The sequence below is a fragment of the Streptomyces maremycinicus genome, from assembly GCF_001184025.1.
GTDB classification, from domain to species: Bacteria; Actinomycetota; Actinomycetes; order Streptomycetales; family Streptomycetaceae; genus Streptomyces; species Streptomyces maremycinicus.
The window spans coordinates 540,905-559,681 of record NZ_BBYG01000009.1; the positions used below are offsets into that span (position 1 = coordinate 540,905).

An 18,777-nucleotide genomic window follows, 5' to 3' on the forward strand; every position below is an offset into this window, starting at 1 on the left:
GGCCCTCACCTCGGGCGGTCGAGTCGCTGGATGAGCAGGTCGGCCAGGCGGTCCCGACTGGGCGGCGCGGCCGCGTCGGTGAGGTAGATCGCGTTCAGCAACTGGTCCGCCGCGAGGAGTTCACTGCGCGAGCGCTCCAGGAACCGGGTGATCAGATCGTCGCCCGCGCGCGCCGCCTCGTCACCGAGATGCGCGCGGACGAAGGTGGCGAGCCGGTTGTGGTCGGGGCGCCCCAGCTCCAGGTGGATGCACCGGCGCATCAGCGGGGCGGGGAAGTCGCGCTCCCCGTTGCTGGTGAGCACGACGAACGGGAAGGCGCGGCAGCGCACGCGGCCGTCCCGCACCCGGACCTTCACCCCGTCGGCGGTCAGCACCTCCGCCTCGCCGTCCGGCAGCCGGTCGGCGATGCGCTCCAGCTCGGGGATCGCGAACTCGCCCTCCTCCAGGACGTTCAACAGGTCGTTGGGCAGGTCGATGTCGCTCTTGTCCAGCTCGTCGATGAGCAGCACGCGCGGGGTGTCGGAGGGCAGCAGCGCGGTGCCGAGCGGTCCGAGCCGGATGTAGCTGCCGATGCCCTCGACCGCGCCCGGCGAGCCCGCCGCCGACCCGAACCCGCCCTGCGCGGCGATCTGCACGTCCTGGAGCCGGGCGATCGCGTCGTAGTGGTACAGCCCGTCCTGGAGCGCGGACCGGCTCACGATCGACCAGCGCAGCACCTGGCCGAGGCCCAGTTCGTACGCCACCGAGTGGGCGAGCGTGCTCTTGCCCGCGCCGGGGCTGCCCGTGACGAGCAGCGGACGGCGCAGATACAGCGCCGCGTTGATCATCTCCAGCTCCTCGGCGCCCGGCCGGTGCAGTTCCGCCAGGTGCCGGTGCGCGCCGAGCCTGCGGTCCTCGGACCCGTCGCCCGAGCCAGCCGCGTCGCGGCTGGTGAAGTCCCGCCAGGGCGGCGGATCGGGCAGCCGCTCGATCCCGTCGTGCGGTTCGCCGGCGCCTCGGTAGATGAGCCACTCACTGGATTCGGTCATGATCCGGTCCTCGTCACTCGTCCACCGCCGCGGCCGTCCGAACGTGCATCACGTTATCCATCCTGGAGGTGCCTGGTAAGAGGCCGGCCGGCCCCGCGAGCGGGTGGGTTCAAGGGGCCTCCAGCAGGTCTCCAGTACCGGGCAGTGGCTGGTGGGGGTCGTCGTACAGCAGGGCGACGCCGTCGGCCCAGAAGGACTCCGTGCGGCCCGCGCGCAGCCGCATCCGGAGCTCGTGCACCGCCTCGGGCAGCTGCTGCGCGCTGGGCGGTTCGGCGACGCCGTCGATCGTGCCGCGGTGGAACTCCCCGCAGACGGCGTCGGCCCGGCCGCGCCGCCGGCGCCACAGGGCCACGCCGTAGCCGCCGAGCACGATCCGGGCGAGCGCCTCCGCGTCGTCCTCGTAGCGCAGGTCGCCGTAACGGCAGAGCACCGGGACGGTGCCGTGCGACAGGGCGCGCAGCTGCTCGACGGTCGGTACGGGTTTGCGCAACCCCTCGTCGCAGTCCAGGACTTCGGCCCTGGCGCGGTGCGCGTGCAGCCAGCGCCACCGGGCCCGCCGCTCCGCGTCGAGCTCGTCCAGCTCGTCCAGGTCGCCCGGGCGGTCCAGCCCGTCCAGGCCGCTCGAGTCGTGGGCACCGTCGGCGCCGTGGGCCCGGGCCGGGCCGACCGGTCCTCCCCCGCCGTACGCGCCGAACGCCTCGTCGGGCAGCCGGTCGCGGTCGGCGCAGCGCACGACGACCGGCCGCAGCGCCCCCAACGGCTCCTGCCCGGGCGCGAGTCGCCAGGTGTCGACCTCCAGGCCGAGCAACGCGTGCGGCAGCGCCACCTGGAGGAGGGCCGGCCTGCCGGGCTCGTCGCAGTGGCGGAAGGCCTCCCCGAGGGGCCCCGCGAGGTGCGCGGGCAGGTCGGCCAGCAAGGTGCGCTCGGTCTGGTGCAGCCGGACCACCTCGCCGCCGGGCGCGGCCACGGAGACCGACCAGTCGCAGCGGTCCGGCTCCCAGCCGCGCCGCACCAGTTCGAGCAGGGCGGAGGGCCGGGCCACACTGCCGACGCGGCGGGCACGCGCGCGTGCGTCGGGCGCGTCCTGCCGGTGGGGCCTGCGCCCGCCGGGCCCGCGCACCGGGCGGAGCCCGCCGGAGACCGTGTCGGGGACGTCGTGCTCCGCCTCGTCCCGCCGGCGCAGCCGCTCGATCCGCTGCTCGGCGAGACCGGACCGGTAGCGGGCGCTCAGCCGCTGCGCGGCCTGCCACACCCAGACCCACAGGGCTTTCTCGGCGTCCGGGGTACTGGGCACGACGAACGGGCGCGGGGCCGACATCGCCCGCATCGCGTAGTCCAGGACGAGTTCCAGCGCCCCGTCGTCGCTCGCGCTCTCGTACAGCGCGCCCAGGCCGTCGCGCCAGCCGCGCGGTGCGGGCAGGGGGGTGGGGGCCTGGAGGTCGGGGAGGGAGTCGAGGATGTCCAGCAGACCACGGGTGCTCTCGGGCGGCGGGAGTTCGGCGAGCCGGCCCAGCAGCTGGATCCGCTCGTCCGGGCTGAGGGTGCGCCCCGGCCGCGCGCCGAGCCTGCCCTGTACGTCGGTCCAGGTCTGCCGCCGGGAGGCGGGATGACGCTGGCGGTCGCGGTGGTAGCGGTCGTGGGCGTGGAAGACGGCCTGGTAGAGGTCGGTGTGCTCGGCGGGCACCGCCTGCGCGGGGACCCGCAGGGTGCGCAGCTGCTCGATCCCGGTGGACGTGCCGCCGGGACGGTGGTCGGAGCGCGCCTTCAGCACACCGATCACCTCGCCGCGCTCGGGGTCGATCACCGGGCCGCCCGAGACGCCGTACGGCAGGTCGTTGTCGCCGAGTCGCATCTGCACGTCCGAGGACCAGCCGCCGATGGTGCCCTGCACGGTCAGCGTGCCGTCCATGACCTGTAAGCGGCCCTCGTTCTCGGTCCAGCCGGCGTACAGCACCCGGCCCTCGCCGTAGTACGCCGCCGGACGCTCGGAGACGTACACGCACTCGTGGTCGTCGACCGGCTCGGTCAGCTGGACCAGGGCGAGGTCCGGGGCGGGCCAGTTGCCCGCGGACAGGGCCCGCCCGGCGCCGTCGGCCCGGTCGGGAAGGGTCGCCACCACCCGGCCGGGGGCGGTGGACGTGCCCCGCCCGGGTGCCGTCTCGTAGACCACCGCGACCTCGCCCCCCTCCCCGCCCCAAGCCACATGTGCGCAGGTCAGAACCCAGTTCGGGGCGACGAAGAAGCCGCTCCCGAGGAACGTGCCGGGCTCCTCCAGGGCATACCCGACGACCGGGCGATGAATGCGCACGGTCGCCGCCACGACGAGTCCACGCAGTGCACGACGGGCCGCATCGAACGCGTTCGATGCGCCCGGGGCGTGCCCGCCCGTCATTCCGCGCCCCCGCCCACGGTGCCGTCGGCGCCCCCGTGCATCGGCGCGCCGGGGGACGCGCCCGCGTGCCGGACACCGTCCTCGTCGGACGACGAGCCGTCCCGCGCGCGGGCGCCCGCGCCGGGGGGCGCGGGGGGTGAGGTGCCGAGGTCCGGTGGCCCGCTGTTCCAGGTGAGGGTGACCGTGATGCCGGCCTTGGCCTCTCCGTCGGCGAGCAGCCCGACGACCTTCCCGGCCTTGGCGGTCAGCTCGATGCCGAACTCGACGCTCACCTCGTCGGGCCGCACCGCGCGCAGCGGTTCCGCCAGCGACCGCGCGACCCCCGTGACGAGCGCGTGCAGGCTCTCCACGCTCGCCTCCACCCGCTCGGCGAACCCGGTGTCGCTGTACGACAGCCGCCCGGGCGGCGCGGTCAGCTCCCCCGCCCCCGAGATCCGGGCCCAGACGGGCGTCCCGTCCGGCAGCGCGATGCGCGCCACCCGTGTCACGTCCTCACCGCTCATGGCACTCCCCCGCCTCCCCGGTCCCCCCGGCCCCGCCCGTCCGTGGGCGGGCCTGCCGCGGGGGTTCCCGACCGCGCGAGGGCTCGGGCGGCCCGCGGGACGCCTTCCCCCTGCGCCTATCCTTTTCCTGTCCCCTCCCCACAGGAGAGCGGATCTCTTCCTCCCCTCGCAGGAACAAGGGTCCTTCCCCCGAGGGGGGATCCCAATCCCTGCAACCGACCCACGGAGCACGATCCATGTACTTCACCGATCGCGGAATCGAGGAACTCGAGAAGCGGCGCGGCGAGGAGGAGGTCACCTTCGAGTGGCTCGCCGAGCAGCTGCGGACGTTCGTCGACCTGAATCCGGACTTCGAGGTGCCGGTGGAGCGGCTGGCGACATGGCTGGCACGGCTGGACGACGACGAGGACGACGAGTAGGCCGTACGTTCGCGACGGTTCGCCTGAGGGGCGCCCTGGGGGCGCCCCTTTCGCGTACCCGGGGGCGACCACCGGAACGGGTGTCTTGACTTTCCTTGCCCGCGATATATCGTGTTTTACGTGAGACGCGATATGGCGTGTCGTGTCGCTGTCGTGGAGGAGGTCCGCACATGTCCGAGTGGTCCGTCGCCGAGCCGAGGAAGCTCACCTTCGACGAGCCCGTGAGCGAACTGCGCGTGCGCATCGTCGACGGCACCGTGAACATCGTGGGCGCCGAGGAGGGTCCGGCCCGCCTGGAGATCTCCCGGATCGAGGGACCGCCCCTGGTGGTGAGCCACCATCAGGGGAATCTGACGGTGGCGTACGAGGACCTGCCCTGGAAGGGCTTCCTCAAGTGGCTCGACCGCAAGGGCTGGCGGCGCAGCGCGGTGGTCTCCCTGGCCGTGCCGGCCGGCACCCGCGTGGAGGTGGGCGTGGTGAGCGCCGGTGCGGTGGTCTCCGGCATCGAGGGACCGGCCGAGGTGAAGGGGGTCAACGGGGACACGACCCTGGTGGGGCTCGCGGGCCCGGTGCGCGCGGACACCGTCTCCGGCAGCGTGGAGGCCCAGGCCCTCACCGGCCACCTGCGCTTCAATTCCGTGTCCGGCGACCTGACCGTGGTCGAGGCGGGCTCTTCCGTGAAGGCCGACTCCGTCAGCGGGTCGATGATCGTCGACCTCGACCTGACGAGCCGCCCCGCGAGCATCGACCTGACCAGCGTCTCGGGCGAGATCGCCATCCGGCTGCCCCATCCGGCGGACGCGCGGGTGGAGGCGAACACCGCGAGCGGCTCGGTCTCCAACGCCTTCGAGGACCTCCGGGTCAGCGGCCAGTGGGGCGCCAAGCGCGTCACCGGGCGGCTGGGCGCGGGCAACGGCAGCCTCAAGGCGACGACGGTCTCCGGCTCGATCGCCCTGCTGCGCCGCCCCCCGACGGAAGACGCACCGGACGACACGACAGCCGAGGCACGGCCGGAACCGGCAGCGGAACCGGCTCCGCGCTCGGCCCCGGCGGCCGGTCCGGAGGCGGAAGCACGCTCGGGCCGGCCCGCGGACTCGGGGGACAATGCCGTTTCCGGCCCGGGCGGCGAGAGCTCCGGCGACCCGGCCGACTGCACGACCGACAAGAAGGTGCTCTGACATGCCTCCCGTCTTCGCCCACGGCCGTCTCCGTCTCTATCTGCTGAAGCTGCTGGACGAAGCCCCGCGCCACGGCTACGAAGTGATCCGTCTCCTCGAGGAACGCTTCCACGGGCTGTACGCGCCGTCGGCGGGCACGGTCTACCCCCGGCTGGCCAAACTGGAGGCCGAGGGCCTGGTCACCCACACCACCGAGGGCGGCCGCAAGGTCTACGCCATCACCGACGCGGGCCGGGCCGAACTGGCGGACCGCAGCGGCGAACTGGCCGACCTCGAGCTGGAGATCCGCGAGTCCGTCGCCGAGCTGGCCGCCGAGATCCGGGCCGACGTACGCGGCGCGGCGGGCGATCTGCGGCGCGAGATGCGGGCGGCGGCCACCGAGGCACGCCAGGGCGCCGGGGCGGGTTCCGCGGAGCACGGCGAACCGGGTGAGTACGGCGAGTACGGCGACAAGGAGTCCTGGCGCGCCGCCAAGGAGGAGATGCGCCGCGTCAAGCAGGAGTGGAAGGAACAGGCGCGCCGGGCCAAGGACGAGAGCCGCCGCGCCCGCGAGGAGGCCCAGCGGGCCCGCCGCCAGGCCAAGGAGGCGCAGGAGCGGGCCCGCACCCAGGCCCAGGAAGAGGTGCAGCGCATCGCCCGCAGGGTCCAGGAACAGGTCCAGGACCACTTCGCCCGGGGCGACTGGCCGACCGGCGTCCGCGAGGGCCTGACGGAACTCGCCAAGGAGTTCGGGGACTTCGGCCGTGAGTACGGCAGGGACTTCGGCCGGGACTTCGGCTTCGGCCGCACCGGCACGACGGGCTCCACGACGACCACGGCGGGCCCGACGGCGACCACGGCAGACTCGACGGCGACCACGCACCCGGAGGACTCGCGCACCGCGGAAGCCCCCGGCACCGCGAAGGAGCACGGCACCCCCGCGGCCTCCGGCCCCACCGACGCCCCCCGCCCCGCCGAGTACTCCCGCACCCCGGAGGACTTCCCCGCCGCGTACGAACCGGCCTGGGCCCACGAGGACACCCTCGAGGGCAGCGGCGGCGACCCGGCCCGTGACCTGGACCGCCTGCTCGACCGCTTCCGGGACGACATCCGCGACGCGGCCCGCGACCACGGCGTCACCGGCGACCAGCTCCGGGAGGCGCGCCGCCACCTGTCCACGGCGGCGGCACACATCGGGGTGATCCTGCGGGTGCCGAAGCCCTGACGCTCCCGCCCGGCACCGGGGGGGGCCGGCGGACCTCCCGCCGGGCCGGCCTTCGCCTCAGCCGGCCTTCGCCTCGGCTGCGTCCCCGGGCTCGCCCCCTGAGCTGTCGCCGTACAGCACCCGGGTGAGGGACGCGTGGGTGACGCCGTGGTCGGCGAGGATCTCCGAGGGGACGCCGCGGCGGGTGGTGAGGGCGAGCAGCAGATGCTCGTCGCCGATGTGCCGTTCGCCGTGGGCGACGGCGACGCGCAGGGTCCCGGTGAGCAGGTCCTTGGCCCCGCGGCCGAACGGCCGGCGCCCGGACCGTCCGCCGAAGAGGCCACCCCGCCCGGCGGCGGCCAGTGCTCCCTCGCCGTGTGTCTCCTCGACCCGCGACACGATCTCCGAGAGGTCGATGCCCAGCCCGGACAGGGCGTCCGCGTCGGCCCGGGAGAGCCCGCCGCGGCGGCGCGTCTCGTCCAGGTCCCGCACCAGCCCCGCCCGCCCGCCGGGCGGCAGACCGAGCGAGGCCAGCGCGAAGGAACCGCGGCTGCCCTCCCGGTCGAGCAGGGAGAGCAGTACGTGGGTCTCCTCGACCCGCGCCGCCCCCTCCCGCTCGGCGTGTCCCACCGCGCCCTCGACCACGGCACGGGCGTCCTTCGTGAAGCGCTCGAACATCAATGCCTCCCGTACTTCTTGTGCACGGCCTGTCTGCTGACTCCGAGCTCCGCGGCGATCTCCTGCCACGACCAGCCCTGGTTGCGGGCACTGCGCACCTGTACCGCCTCCAGCTGCTCCAGCAGCCGGCGCAGTGCGGCGACGGCGCGCAGTCCGACCCGTGGATCGCGGTCTCCCGCGCGCTCGGCGAGATTCGTTGCTTCGGTCATGATGTCAACGTACGTTGACAGAGCCGGCCCTGTCAACCACGGTTGACACGAACGACGGAAGAAGGGCGGGCCCGGAACCCCGGACCCGCCCGACAGCCCTGGCGACGGCCTTCGACAGCCTTCGACAGCCGCGACCGAACACTCGGCCGCCGACTCAGGCGCGCGGGCCCAGCCGCCGGCTCATGCGCAGACCAAGGCGCCGACTCCTGCGCGGACTCAGCCGCTGGTGAGCACGATCTTGCCGAACTGGTCACCGGACGCGAGCCGTTCGAAGCCCTCCCGGGCCCGGTCGAGCGGCAGCACCTCGTCGATGACGGGCCGGACGCCGGTGGCGGCGCAGAAGGAGAGCAGGTCCTCCAGTTCGTCCTTGGTGCCCATGGTGGAGCCGACGACCTTCAGCTCCAGGAAGAAGATCCGGGTCAGCTCGGCGTGCGAGGGCGCGTCACCGCTGGTGGCGCCGGAGATGACGAGCGTGCCACCGGGCCGCAGGGACTTCACCGAGTGCGACCAGGTGGCCGCGCCGACGGTCTCGATGACGGCGTCCACCCGCTGGGGAAGCCGCGCACCGGGCTCCACCGCCTCGACGGCACCGAGTTCCAGCGCCCGCTTCCGCTTGGCCTCGTCCCGGCTGGTGGCGAAGACCCGCAGTCCTGCCGCCCGGCCCAGCACGATGGCCGCCGTGGCGACACCGCCGCCGGCACCCTGGACGAGGACGGAGTCACCGGGCCGCACACCCGCGTTGGTGAAGAGCATGCGGTACGCCGTCAGCCAGGCCGTGGGCAGACAGGCGGCCTCCTCGAAGGAGAGCTCCTTGGGCTTGGGCAGGATGTTCCAGGTCGGCACGGCGACCTGCTCGGCGAAGGTGCCCTGGTACCGCTCGGTGAGGATGGAACGAGGCTCGTCGGGCCCGACACCGTGCCCGGTCTGGCCGATGACGGAGTGCAGGACGACCTCGTTGCCGTCCTCGTCGACCCCGGCGGCGTCACAGCCGAGGATCATCGGCAGCCGGCCCTCGGGCAGACCGACACCCCGGAGCGACCAGAGATCGTGATGGTTGAGGGAGGCGGCCCTGACATGGACGGTGCTCCAGCCGGGCCGGGCCTCGGGGGCCGGGCGCTCCCCCAACTCCAGGCCGGAAAGCGGCTGGTCGCGGTCGATTCGGGCGGCGTAGACGGCGAACATGCAGCCGACGATAGGGTCCCGGGGCGACGAGCGAAACCGGACCCCACTGTGAGACATACCCTCTTGCGCTCTCCCCCGACGCCACCGACCGAACACCGCTCGGCAAATCCAGCCCGCCGGGCGCCACCGATCGAGCACCGCGCGGCAAATCCAGCCCGCCGGGCGCCACCGATCGAGCACCGCGCGGGAGAACCCAACCCGCCCGACGCCACCCACCGAGCACCTTCTCGGGAGAACCCAACCCGCCCAACGCCACCGACCGAACACCGCTCGGCAAATCCGTCCCGCCGGGCGCCACCGATCGAGCACCGCTCGGGAGAACCCAACCCGCCCGACGCCACCCACCGAGCACCTTGTCGGGAGAACCCAACCCGCCCAACGCCACCGATCGAACGCCGGTCGGGAGAATCCAGCCCGTCCGGCGTTTGAGGACGAGGCCCGTTTCGGGGCCGACGCGGGGGTCCAGGGGCGGCAGCCCCGGGGGACGGCGCCCTCGTCATCACCCGAACGGGCGGGTGGGTGGGCAAAAAAAGATGGCCCCGCCGAAACCGGCGGAGCCATCCCCACGCGTCAGCGGCGAGCGACACCCTCCGCCCGAGCAGCCGCGGCCACCGCCGCGGTCACCGCCGGAGCGACCCGCTCGTCGAACGGCGACGGAATGACGTAGTCGGCGGCGAGATCCTCACCGACGACCCCCGCCAGCGCCTCGGCCGCCGCGATCTTCATTCCCTCGGTGATCCGGGACGCCCGCACCTGGAGCGCGCCCGCGAAGATCCCCGGGAACGCCAGCACGTTGTTGATCTGATTCGGGAAGTCCGACCGCCCGGTCGCGACGACGGCCGCGTACTTGTGGGCGACGTCCGGGTGCACCTCGGGCGTCGGGTTGGCCATGGCGAAGACGAACGCGCCCTTCGCCATGGAGGCCACCGCCTCCTCCGGGACCGTACCGCCGGAGACGCCGATGAAGACGTCGGCGCCCGCCAGCGCCTGCTCCAGCGACCCGGTCAGCCCGGCCTTGTTGGTGAACCCGGCCAGCTCGCGCTTGACGTCCGTGAGGTCCTCGCGGTCCGCCGAGACGATGCCCTTGCGGTCGGTGACCGCGACGTCCCCGATGCCGGCCTCCACCAGCATCCTGGCGATGGCGACACCGGCCGCGCCGGCGCCCGAGATGACCGCACGCAGCTCACCGATGCCCCGGCCGCTGAGCCGCGCCGCGTTGCGCAGCGCCGCCAGCGTCACGATGGCCGTGCCGTGCTGGTCGTCGTGGAAGACCGGGATGTCGAGCGCCTCCTGGAGCCGACGCTCGATCTCGAAGCACCGGGGCGCCGAGATGTCCTCCAGGTTCACACCGCCGAAGGAGGGCGCGAGGCGCACCACCGTCTCGATGATCTCGTCCACGTCCGTGCAGGCGAGCGCGATCGGAACCGCGTCCACACCGCCGAACTGCTTGAACAGAATCGCCTTGCCTTCCATGACCGGGAGGGAGGCCTCCGGGCCGATGTCGCCGAGCCCGAGCACGGCCGTGCCGTCGGTCACGACGGCGACGACGGACGACTTCCAGGTGTAGTCGTTCACCAGCTCCGGCCGTTCCGCGATCGCGGTGCACACGCGCGCGACGCCGGGCGTGTAGGCGAGGGACAGGTCGTCCTTGTCGCGAACCGGGACGGTGGCCTGCACGGCCATCTTTCCGCCGCGGTGCAGCGCGAACACCGGGTCGAACGAGTCGAGGGGCTCCGCACCGCCCTCCTGGCCCGTTCGGTCGGCGCTCTCGCTGCGAGGATTGACGATCTCCGCTGCCACTGTGTCTTACCCCTTAGGTCTGCATGGTTTGAGGGTGGCCACTCCTGATTGAGAAGTGGGCGGGCATCGCGCAGGCCCCTGAGGTGATGCGTACGGGCGCCTGCGCGTCGGGCGCGCCGCACACGCGCCCTGAGCCCCGGATGAGGGGTGTAAAAATCCTTCTTACCGGACGGAGACCACAGCCGACGAGTCCATTCCGTGCAAGGTCACATGGCTCACTCTGTGGACCTTGGACAGACGTCACCTTGAGTGACATGACTCATGCGCGAAGTCTCGCCAAGCTCCCTGAGGGCCCTTGACACGGACCGAGGCCGGGCGAACGGCACGCATGCCGGGCGATCACACCGTGGGACGAACCGAAGATCTTTCGGCCGGAACGGGGGATTCCCGCAGATGGTCCGGCTGCGTCCGGTCGTGATGTACCGGAGTGATGCGGTTCGGGGGTCGCCCGTTATCCGATTTTGACATGGCTGGCCCCCTGAATGGCGTAGTCCGAATGGCAAGATGCCGTAATCACACGAGGTCGCGACACCCGAAGGTGTGTGTTCTCGTCGACCCATCGGCATTTGTCGACCCATCGGCATCTCCATCCATCCGCCGGAGGAATCCACCATGACCGCAAGCACCACCCGACGCACGACCGCCGCGCGCACCCGCCTGGCAGCGGTCGGATCCCTCGCGGTCGCGGGCGCCTTGCTGCTCACCGCCTGCGGCGACCAGACCGAGGGCGGCAGCAGCTCCTCCGAGTCGTCGAGCAGCGCCGACAAGGCCCCCCTCTTCTCCAAGCTCCCGGCCGACATCCAGAAGGCGGGTGTCATCAAGGTCGGCACCAACGCCGAGTACGCCCCGATGGAGTCCGTCGAGGGCGGCAAGATCGTGGGCGTCGACCCCGACATCGCGGCCGCGCTCGGCAAGCAGCTCGGCGTCGAGTTCCAGTTCACCTCGGGTGGCTTCGACACCCTGATCACCGCGGTCAACACCGGCCGCTACGACGTCGCCATGTCGTCGATCACGGACAACAAGCAGCGCCAGGAGGGCCTGGACGACAGCGGCAAGAAGCTCGGCACGGGTGTCGACTTCGTCGACTACTTCACCGCCGGCACCGCCATCTACGTCCAGAAGGGCAACCCCAAGGGCATCAAGACGATCGACGACCTCTGCGGTCAGACGGTCGCGGTGCAGCGGGGCACCACCTACGAAGAGGCCCTCCAGGCGCAGTCGAAGACCTGTACCGAGGGCGGCAAGAAGGCCGTCAAGATCGAGTCCTTCGAGAACGACACCGAGGCCCAGACCCGCGTGAAGTCCGGCGGCGCCGTGGCCGGCGTCAACGACTACCCGGTGGCCGTGGACATGGCCCGCAAGGCCGGCAACGGCAACACCTTCGAGGTGCTCGACAAGCAGTACGAGGCCGCTCCGTTCGGCATCGTCGTCAACAAGAAGAACACCCAGCTGCGGGACGCCCTGAAGGAGGCCGTCGACGCGATCATCAAGGACGGCTCCTACCAGAAGGTGCTGGAGAAGTGGGGCGCCGAGAGCGGCGCGATCAAGGCCTCCGCGATCAACGGCGGCAAGTGATCCACCCGCACCTCTCGAAGTCTTCGAAGGGCAGTCCCCATGACTGACAAGCTCGACAAGTCCGCCGCGGGCGGCGCACCACCCGAGGACACCCCGCCGGTGGCGAAGGACTCGGCGTTCTCCGGCCCGCCGGAGGCCATCAAGGCCATCCCGGTGCGCCACTACGGCCGCTGGGTCAGCGCCGTGATCGTCATCGCGCTCCTGGCGCTGCTGGTCAACGCCTTCGCGAACGGCGACATCCAGTGGGACACGGTCGGTGACCAGCTGTTCAACTCGACCGTCGTCGCGGGCGCCGGCCGGACCCTGCTGATCAGCGTCCTGTCCATGGTGCTGGGCGTGGTGCTGGGCGTTCTGCTGGCCGTGATGCGGCTGTCGAAGAACCCGGTGACCAGCACGGTCGCCTGGCTGTACATCTGGTTCTTCCGCGGCACCCCGGTGTACGTGCAGCTGCTGATGTGGTTCAACCTGGCGCTGATCTTCCCCGTCCTGAACCTCGGTCCGATCTACAAGGACGAGATGACGGACGTCATGACGCCGTTCATGTGCGCCCTGCTCGGACTGGGTCTGAACGAGGCCGCGTACATGGCGGAGATCTGCCGGGCCGGCCTGCTGGCCGTCGACGAGGGCCAGACCGAGGCCTCGCACGCGCTCGGCATGAGCCACGCCAAGACGCTGCGCCGGATCGTCATCCCGCAGGCGATGCGGGTGATCGTGCCGCCGACCGGCAACGAGTTCATCAACATGCTGAAGACCTCGTCGCTGGTGTACGTGGTGACGTACAACGAACTGCTGCGCTCGACCTCGGTGATCGGCTCCTCGTCGTTCGCCGTGATGGAGCTGCTGTTCGTCGCCTCCATCTGGTACCTGGTCATGACCAGCGTGTTCAGCGTCTTCCAGTACTACCTGGAGCGGTACTACGCCCGCGGTTCGAGCCGCAGCCTCCCGCCCACGGTCTTCCAGAAGATCCGGGCGAACCTGCTCTCGATCGGCCGCGAAAGGAGTGCGTCATGACCGCGATGGTGAAGGCCGAGGGCGTGCACAAGTCCTTCGGCGCGGTCGAGGTCCTCAAGGGCATCGACCTGGAGGTCAAGAACGGCGAGGTGTTCTGCCTCATCGGCCCCTCCGGCTCCGGCAAGTCGACCTTCCTGAGGTGCATCAACCACCTGGAGAAGATCAACGCCGGGCGGCTGTACGTCGACGGCGACCTGGTCGGCTACCGCCAGAAGGGCGACAAGCTGTACGAGCTCAAGGACAGCGAGGTCGCGCTGAAGCGCCGGGACATCGGCATGGTGTTCCAGCGGTTCAACCTGTTCCCGCACATGACGGCGGCGGAGAACGTCATCGAGGCCCCCGTCCAGGTCAAGGGCGTCAGCAAGGCCAAGGCGAAGGAGCGCGCGAAGGAGCTGCTGGACCGCGTCGGCCTCGCCGACAAGGCCAACAGCTACCCCTCGCAGCTCTCCGGCGGCCAGCAGCAGCGCGTCGCCATCGCCCGCGCCCTGGCGATGGACCCGAAGCTGATGCTGTTCGACGAGCCGACCTCGGCGCTCGACCCGGAGCTGGTCGGTGACGTCCTCGACGTCATGCGCGACCTGGCCGAGTCCGGGATGACGATGGTCGTCGTGACCCACGAGATGGGCTTCGCCCGCGAGGTGGGCGACAGCCTGGTCTTCATGGACGGCGGAGTGGTCGTGGAGTCCGGCAACCCGCGCGACGTCCTGACCAACCCGCAGCACGAGCGGACGCAGGCGTTCCTGTCCAAGGTGCTCTAGCGACAGCGCGAGCGGCGAGAGGGGCGGTACGGGAATCCCGTACCGCCCCTCTCGCCCTTTCGCCGTCCGGGACGGATCAGCGTCCGGTGGCTGGTTTCCGCCGGTGCGGGGGCGCGGTCACCGCAGCGCCAGCAACAGCGTGTCGGAGGGTGACGCCCAGACGGGCCGAGCCTCGCTGAAGCCCTGTTCGAGCAGCGCGCGAGCGTGCCAGGAGGCGGAGGGGGTGTCGCCGTCGGCGTGCTCGCCGTAGATCTCGAAGCGGCGCGCGGTCGGCCCGGCGAGGACGGGGTCCTGGGCGGCGAGCTGCCACCACTGCGCCCAGTCGAGCACCCCGTCGGCCCTGGCCTGATCCATACGGGCGTGGCGCAGCGCGCGCTCCGCCGCGTTGATCCGGGGCGTCGACTCGTCGATCATGTGGTCCGCGTTCATGAAGACACCGCCGTCGCGGACGAGTTCCGCGACCTGACCGTAGAGGGCGACGAGGGGTTCGCTGTGCAGCCAGTGCAGGGCCGTGGCGGTCAGGACGGCGTCGTACGTGTCGTACGGCAGCCGGGCCGGCCAGTCGGGGTCCTTGAGGTCCGCCGTCACGAAGGTGACGCGGTCGTCGCCCTCGAAGGTGCCCTCGGCGATGGCGAGGAGCGCCGGGTCGAGGTCGACGCCGGTGCTGGTGGCGCCGGGGAGGCGGGCGAGCAGCCGGGCGGTGATGGTGCCCGTGCCGCAGGCGAGGTCGAGGACGCGCGGGGCGGACCCGACCAGCCCCTCGACCATGTCGAGCATGATCCGGAAGCGGTCCTCGCGGTCGGGCATGTACCACTCCTGCTGGCGGTCCCAGCTCCGCTGCCAGGCAGCCCAGTCCGCACCCGCCGCCGCTCCCGTCGCCGCCCCCGTACCCGTACGCGTCACCGCACCGGTGGCCGCGCCGGTCGCCGTACCGGTCGCCGTACCGGCTGTGACGCCGTCCGTGCCGCCGTTGGTGTCACCGTTCGTCACGCCGTTCGTGTCACCGTTCGTGACACCGTCGATGGCTCCGGTCGTGGTCGTCTGCGCGTCCGTCATCGCAACCCTCCGCCGCGTTCGTCGCGTAATACCCTGGAAGCACGAACGGCCGTTACCCCCGCCCGCACCCCGACCATAGAGTGCCCTCGTAAGGACTACAAGTGGAACTGGCCTATTACTCGGACTACGCCGTGCGCCTCGTCAACAGCGAGGAACCGGCCCGGGGCAAGGACGCGCTGACCTCGGTCGAGGCGGTCCGCGCCCTCTTCGGCGGCAACCAGTCGGCGGGCCGTCGGGCCACCGACGCGGACGTCACCCGGTTCCGCTCGGTCCGGGCCCGGCTGCGCGCGGTCTTCGAGGCGGCCGACGGCGGCGACGAGACCCTCGCCGTGGACCTGCTGAACTCGCTCCTCCTGGAGTTCCCGGTGAGCCCGCAGATCTCCGGGCACGACTTCCGCGACGACGACGGCCGTCCGCTGTGGCACATGCACCTGGCCGACCACCCGTCCAACGCGACGGCGGGCTACGCGGCCATCGCGGCCATGGGCCTGGCCTTCCACCTCACGGAGTACGGCGTCGACCGCCTGGGCCTGTGCGAGGCCGGCCCGTGCCGCAACGCCTACCTCGACACCTCGACCAACCGCTCCCGGCGCTACTGCTCCGACCGCTGCGCCACCCGCGCCAACGTGGCCGCCTACCGCGCCCGGAAACGCCTGGAGGCGGACCGGACGGCCGGCACCGGCCTGGCCGCCGACAGCGCCCAGCGCACCAGCGCCAGCGGCGAGCGCCGCCCGGGCTTCAGCGGGCGGTAGCGCAGCCGCACCTTGCCCAGGATCAGCTCGTCGGGCACCGTCCCGTAGTCGGTGCTGTCGCCGCCGGCGTAGGTGTTGTCCCCACGGACCCACCAACCGCCCTCGCGGCGTTCCGCGGCCCGCTTGACGACGAGCAGGTCCTGCTGGAACGGATGCCTCAGCACGATCACGTCACCGGCCCGGACCCGGGCGCCGTACTGCACCACCAGCCGGTCCCCCTGGTACAGCGTGGGCACCATGGACGGGCCGGTCACCTCGGCCAGCCCGAAGAGCGCGGTCGCCCTCGCGCGCTCGGTCTCCTGCGACAGCTCCGGCATCGCCGGCACCTCCCCGGTCTGTTCCTCCACCAGTCTCAGTCTGACCCCGGACTTTTGTCCTAAGCCCATGGGGGCACTCGCGAAAAGCCGTCTCGCAGGGAGTAATGTCCCACCTGAGAAGACGATCACGAGGAAGGAACGCTCCATGCTTTCCCGCCTGTTTGCCCCCAAGGTCAAGGTCAGCGCACACTGCGACCTGCCCTGCGGTGTGTACGACCCGGCCCAGGCCCGCATCGAGGCGGAGTCGGTGAAGGCCGTCCAGGAAAAGATGGCCGCCAACGACGACCCGCACTTCCAGGCGCGCGCCACCGTCATCAAGGAGCAGCGCGCCGAGCTGGCGAAGCACCACGTCTCCGTGCTGTGGAGCGACTACTTCAAGCCCCCGCACTTCGAGAAGTACCCCCAGCTGCACCAGCTGGTCAACGACACCCTGAAGGCCCTGTCGGCCGCCAAGGCCTCGACGGACCCGAAGACCGGCGAGAAGGCCCTGGAGCTCATCGCCGAGATCGACAAGATCTTCTGGGAGACGAAGAAGGCCTGACCAGGGCCCGATCCTCACCCGGGTCGTCCGGCCTGCCCTCGCGCCGGTCGCGACGCCCACCTGTCCGCACCCGGTCCACGGGCCGCCGAACACGGCGACCCCGACGGCCCGGGTGCGGTCTCCTTTTCTCCCCCGCCCCCCTCTCCCTGCCCCGGACGGCCTCCGCCCCGCCCGCGCCCCGCCCGGACGCCGCTCCCCGTGCGATGCTGGCCCCGTGACCCTCGAGGACCTGAAACGGCTGCGGCAGGCACGCGACCGGATGGACCGTGAGTACGCGGAGCCGCTCGACGTCGCCGCGCTCGCACGCACCGCGCTGATGTCCCCGGGCCACTTCCAGCGCAGCTTCCGAGAGGCCTATGGCGAGACGCCCTACGGCTACCTCATGACCCGGCGGGTCGAGCGCGCCAAGACCCTCCTGCGTCGCGGTGACATGAGCGTGACGGAGGTCTGCATGGCGGTCGGCTGCACCTCGCTCGGCTCGTTCAGCTCCCGCTTCACCGAACTGGTCGGCGAGACCCCGAGCGCGTACCGGGCGCGGTCGCACGCGGCCGGAGCGGTGATCCCGTCCTGTGTGGTCCGCACGTACACCCGCCCGCGGCGCGGCCGGCCGACCTAGGCTGGACGCCATGGACCTCAAACTCCACCAGTGTTTCGTCGCCGTCGACGACCACGACAAGGCGCTGCACTTCTACGTCGAGGTGCTCGGTCTCGAAGTCCGCAACGACGTCTCCTTCGAGGGGATGCGATGGGTGACCGTCGGCTCGCCGCTCCAGCCGGACGTGGACCTCGTACTGGAACCGCCGGGCGCGAACCCGGACTTCTCCCCCGCCGACCGGGAGGCGATGGCCCGGCTGCTCGCCAAGGGGGTGCTGCGCGGGGTGATCTTCACCACCGCCGACTGCGACGCGCTGCACGCGCGCGTGCGGGAGGCCGGCGTCGAGGTGCTCCAGGAGCCGACGGACCAGCCCTACGGGGTGCGCGACTGCGCGTTCCGCGACCCGGCGGGCAACATGCTGCGGTTCATGGAGCGCTCCGGATGAGCGAACCGGTCCGCTGGGCCCACCTCTACCTCGACCGGCCGGTCCGGAGCTTCGCGCGGGCGTGCGACTTCTGGACCGCCGTCACGGAGACGACCCTCTCCGAAACCAGGGGCGAGGCCGGGGAGTTCGTCACCCTGCTGCCGAAGGACGCCCACGCTTGTGCCAAGGTCCAGGCGGTCGCCGACGGCGCCGGCGGCGCGCATCTCGACCTCGCCGTCGACGACGTGCCGGGTTTCGTCGCGGCCGCGCTCGAACGGGGCGCGGAGACGGCCGCCGCGCACGACGGCTGGGCCGTACTGCGCTCCCCCGCCGGGCAGTTGTTCTGCGCGGTGCCGTGGCAGGGGGAGTCCGTCCGCCCGCCCGTGGTCGCCGGCAGCCGCCTGGACCAGCTGTGCATGGACGTTCCGCCGTCCGCGTACGAGGGTGAAGTCGCCTTCTGGAGCGGCCTGTTGCCGGACTGGTCGGCCCGGCCGGGATCCCGGCCCGAGTTCCATGTGGTCGAGCCGCCGCCGGGGCTGCCGGTCCGCGTCCTGCTCCAGCGGCTCGACACGGAAGGCGCCGTCGGCGCCCATCCCGACCTGGCCTGCGGCCCGGACATCGACGCCGTGCGCGCCCGGCACGAGGAGCTCGGCGCGGTGCTGGTCGCCCGCCGTCCGCACTGGACGGTGATGCGCGACCCGACCGGCGGCCTGTACTGCCTGACGGCACGAGACGCGGAGACGGGCGGCCTGCCCCGCGCCACCACGCCGACACCGACACCCACCCGCTGACGGCACGACCGACCACACAGCCGCACAGCCGCTACCCGCGCACCCACCACCCGCGGGCCACGGGCCGCCGACTACTGGCCGCCTACGGGCCATGCGGCCTCGCGGCCACGCGTCGGCGACACTGACTTACGGACCACGCGGCTACGGACCACGCACCGCAGGCCGCGCCGCAGGCCGCGCCGCAGGCCGCGCCGCAGGCCGCGCCGCAGGCCGCGCCGCAGGCCGCGCCGCAGGCCGCGCCGCAGGCCGCGCCGCAGGCCGCGCCGCAGGCCGCGCCGCAGGCCGCGCCGCAGGCCGCGCCGCAGGCCGCGCCGCAGGCCGCGCCGCAGGCCGCGCCGCAGGCCGCGCCGCAGGCCGCGCCGCAGGCCGCGCCGCAGGCCGCGCC

General features: G+C 72.2%; 21 protein-coding genes. 11 read left to right on the forward strand and 10 right to left on the reverse strand.

Annotated features, from left to right (window positions below; translation table 11 throughout):
- Nucleotides 1-5 precede the first annotated feature (5 nt).
- From AOQ37_RS06885 to AOQ37_RS06895, 3 genes are all read right to left on the reverse strand, one after another.
- Entirely contained in the window at nucleotides 6-1,028 is a 1,023-nt protein-coding gene (locus AOQ37_RS06885; RefSeq protein ID WP_062642211.1) for an AAA family ATPase, read from the reverse strand.
- 109 nt (nucleotides 1,029-1,137) lie between these two features.
- The gene (locus tag AOQ37_RS06890) at nucleotides 1,138-3,420 is read right to left on the reverse strand and encodes a VMAP-C domain-containing protein (RefSeq protein WP_062642213.1); all 2,283 of its coding nucleotides are present in this window, start codon (nucleotides 3,418-3,420) and stop codon (nucleotides 1,138-1,140) included.
- Nucleotides 3,417-3,923, reverse strand: coding sequence for a CU044_2847 family protein (locus tag AOQ37_RS06895; protein ID WP_062642214.1), 507 nt, complete (start codon nucleotides 3,921-3,923; stop codon nucleotides 3,417-3,419). Before AOQ37_RS06895 ends, AOQ37_RS06890 begins: the two co-directional genes overlap by 4 nt.
- Nucleotides 3,924-4,159: 236 nt before the next feature.
- Between AOQ37_RS06895 and AOQ37_RS06900 the strand changes: the two genes are divergently transcribed.
- The 3 genes from AOQ37_RS06900 to AOQ37_RS06910 all read left to right on the forward strand — a co-directional run bounded on the left by AOQ37_RS06900 (nucleotide 4,160) and on the right by AOQ37_RS06910 (nucleotide 6,724).
- The gene (locus tag AOQ37_RS06900) at nucleotides 4,160-4,342 is read left to right on the forward strand and encodes a DUF6104 family protein (RefSeq protein ID WP_019058231.1); all 183 of its coding nucleotides are present in this window, start codon (nucleotides 4,160-4,162) and stop codon (nucleotides 4,340-4,342) included.
- A gap of 170 nt (nucleotides 4,343-4,512) precedes the next feature.
- Nucleotides 4,513-5,520 carry a DUF4097 family beta strand repeat-containing protein gene (locus AOQ37_RS06905; protein ID WP_062642216.1) on the forward strand — a complete coding sequence of 336 codons (1,008 nt, stop codon included), beginning with the start codon at nucleotides 4,513-4,515 and terminating at the stop codon, nucleotides 5,518-5,520.
- A 1-nt stretch (nucleotide 5,521) separates the two neighbouring features.
- The gene (locus AOQ37_RS06910) at nucleotides 5,522-6,724 is read left to right on the forward strand and encodes a PadR family transcriptional regulator (RefSeq protein ID WP_062642217.1); all 1,203 of its coding nucleotides are present in this window, start codon (nucleotides 5,522-5,524) and stop codon (nucleotides 6,722-6,724) included.
- A 57-nt stretch (nucleotides 6,725-6,781) separates the two neighbouring features.
- Here the strand turns inward: AOQ37_RS06910 and AOQ37_RS06915 are convergent, their stop codons facing one another.
- From AOQ37_RS06915 to AOQ37_RS06930, 4 genes are all read right to left on the reverse strand, one after another.
- Complete coding sequence (locus AOQ37_RS06915) at nucleotides 6,782-7,381, reverse strand: Clp protease N-terminal domain-containing protein (protein WP_062642219.1); 600 nt, start codon at nucleotides 7,379-7,381, stop codon at nucleotides 6,782-6,784.
- Nucleotides 7,381-7,590 carry a helix-turn-helix domain-containing protein gene (locus AOQ37_RS06920; RefSeq protein WP_062642221.1) on the reverse strand — a complete coding sequence of 70 codons (210 nt, stop codon included), beginning with the start codon at nucleotides 7,588-7,590 and terminating at the stop codon, nucleotides 7,381-7,383. The genes AOQ37_RS06915 and AOQ37_RS06920 overlap by 1 nt, the downstream gene beginning before the upstream one ends.
- Before the next feature lie 216 nt (nucleotides 7,591-7,806).
- Nucleotides 7,807-8,772: a zinc-binding dehydrogenase gene (locus tag AOQ37_RS06925; RefSeq protein WP_062642223.1), complete on the reverse strand. Its 966-nt coding sequence runs from the start codon at nucleotides 8,770-8,772 to the stop codon at nucleotides 7,807-7,809.
- Between the two features lie 570 nt (nucleotides 8,773-9,342).
- Nucleotides 9,343-10,572 carry an NAD(P)-dependent malic enzyme gene (locus AOQ37_RS06930; RefSeq protein ID WP_062642225.1) on the reverse strand — a complete coding sequence of 410 codons (1,230 nt, stop codon included), beginning with the start codon at nucleotides 10,570-10,572 and terminating at the stop codon, nucleotides 9,343-9,345.
- A 612-nt stretch (nucleotides 10,573-11,184) separates the two neighbouring features.
- Here AOQ37_RS06930 and AOQ37_RS06935 point away from each other — a divergent pair.
- The 3 genes from AOQ37_RS06935 to AOQ37_RS06945 are packed head-to-tail and all read left to right on the forward strand — an operon-like array spanning nucleotide 11,185 to nucleotide 13,916.
- Nucleotides 11,185-12,147, forward strand: a complete 963-nt coding sequence (locus AOQ37_RS06935) for an ABC transporter substrate-binding protein (protein ID WP_062642226.1) — start codon at nucleotides 11,185-11,187, stop codon at nucleotides 12,145-12,147.
- Nucleotides 12,148-12,186: 39 nt separating this feature from the next.
- The gene (locus AOQ37_RS06940) at nucleotides 12,187-13,158 is read left to right on the forward strand and encodes an amino acid ABC transporter permease (protein WP_062642228.1); all 972 of its coding nucleotides are present in this window, start codon (nucleotides 12,187-12,189) and stop codon (nucleotides 13,156-13,158) included.
- A complete protein-coding gene (locus AOQ37_RS06945) occupies nucleotides 13,155-13,916 on the forward strand; it encodes an amino acid ABC transporter ATP-binding protein (protein WP_062642230.1) in 762 nt (253 codons plus the stop codon). Before AOQ37_RS06940 ends, AOQ37_RS06945 begins: the two co-directional genes overlap by 4 nt.
- 117 nt (nucleotides 13,917-14,033) lie before the next feature.
- Here AOQ37_RS06945 and AOQ37_RS06950 read toward each other — a convergent pair whose 3' ends face one another.
- Complete coding sequence (locus tag AOQ37_RS06950) at nucleotides 14,034-14,972, reverse strand: class I SAM-dependent methyltransferase (protein WP_107085121.1); 939 nt, start codon at nucleotides 14,970-14,972, stop codon at nucleotides 14,034-14,036.
- Nucleotides 14,973-15,073: 101 nt separating this feature from the next.
- Between AOQ37_RS06950 and AOQ37_RS06955 the strand changes: the two genes are divergently transcribed.
- Nucleotides 15,074-15,724 (forward strand): CGNR zinc finger domain-containing protein, encoded by a 651-nt coding sequence (locus tag AOQ37_RS06955; RefSeq protein WP_062642233.1) that lies wholly within the window; start codon nucleotides 15,074-15,076, stop codon nucleotides 15,722-15,724.
- On the opposite strand, the gene sodX is transcribed toward AOQ37_RS06955, so the two are convergent.
- Nucleotides 15,607-16,041 carry a nickel-type superoxide dismutase maturation protease gene (gene sodX / locus AOQ37_RS40350; RefSeq protein ID WP_159401312.1) on the reverse strand — a complete coding sequence of 145 codons (435 nt, stop codon included), beginning with the start codon at nucleotides 16,039-16,041 and terminating at the stop codon, nucleotides 15,607-15,609. The two genes, AOQ37_RS06955 and sodX, sit on opposite strands and share 118 nt — an antisense overlap.
- 145 nt (nucleotides 16,042-16,186) lie before the next feature.
- On the opposite strand from sodX, the gene sodN reads away from it, so the two are divergent.
- From sodN to AOQ37_RS06975, 4 genes are all read left to right on the forward strand, one after another.
- Complete coding sequence (gene sodN / locus AOQ37_RS06960; protein WP_020130742.1) at nucleotides 16,187-16,582, forward strand: superoxide dismutase, Ni; 396 nt, start codon at nucleotides 16,187-16,189, stop codon at nucleotides 16,580-16,582.
- Between the two features lie 214 nt (nucleotides 16,583-16,796).
- Nucleotides 16,797-17,198: a helix-turn-helix domain-containing protein gene (locus AOQ37_RS06965; RefSeq protein ID WP_107085122.1), complete on the forward strand. Its 402-nt coding sequence runs from the start codon at nucleotides 16,797-16,799 to the stop codon at nucleotides 17,196-17,198.
- Nucleotides 17,199-17,208: 10 nt separating this feature from the next.
- Complete coding sequence (locus AOQ37_RS06970; protein ID WP_062642235.1) at nucleotides 17,209-17,622, forward strand: VOC family protein; 414 nt, start codon at nucleotides 17,209-17,211, stop codon at nucleotides 17,620-17,622.
- Nucleotides 17,619-18,392 carry a VOC family protein gene (locus AOQ37_RS06975; protein ID WP_062642237.1) on the forward strand — a complete coding sequence of 258 codons (774 nt, stop codon included), beginning with the start codon at nucleotides 17,619-17,621 and terminating at the stop codon, nucleotides 18,390-18,392. Before AOQ37_RS06970 ends, AOQ37_RS06975 begins: the two co-directional genes overlap by 4 nt.
- Nucleotides 18,393-18,463: 71 nt before the next feature.
- Here the strand turns inward: AOQ37_RS06975 and AOQ37_RS06980 are convergent.
- On the reverse strand, nucleotides 18,464-18,777 hold a 314-nt coding region (locus tag AOQ37_RS06980; RefSeq protein WP_199824944.1), incomplete at its 5' end, for a hypothetical protein.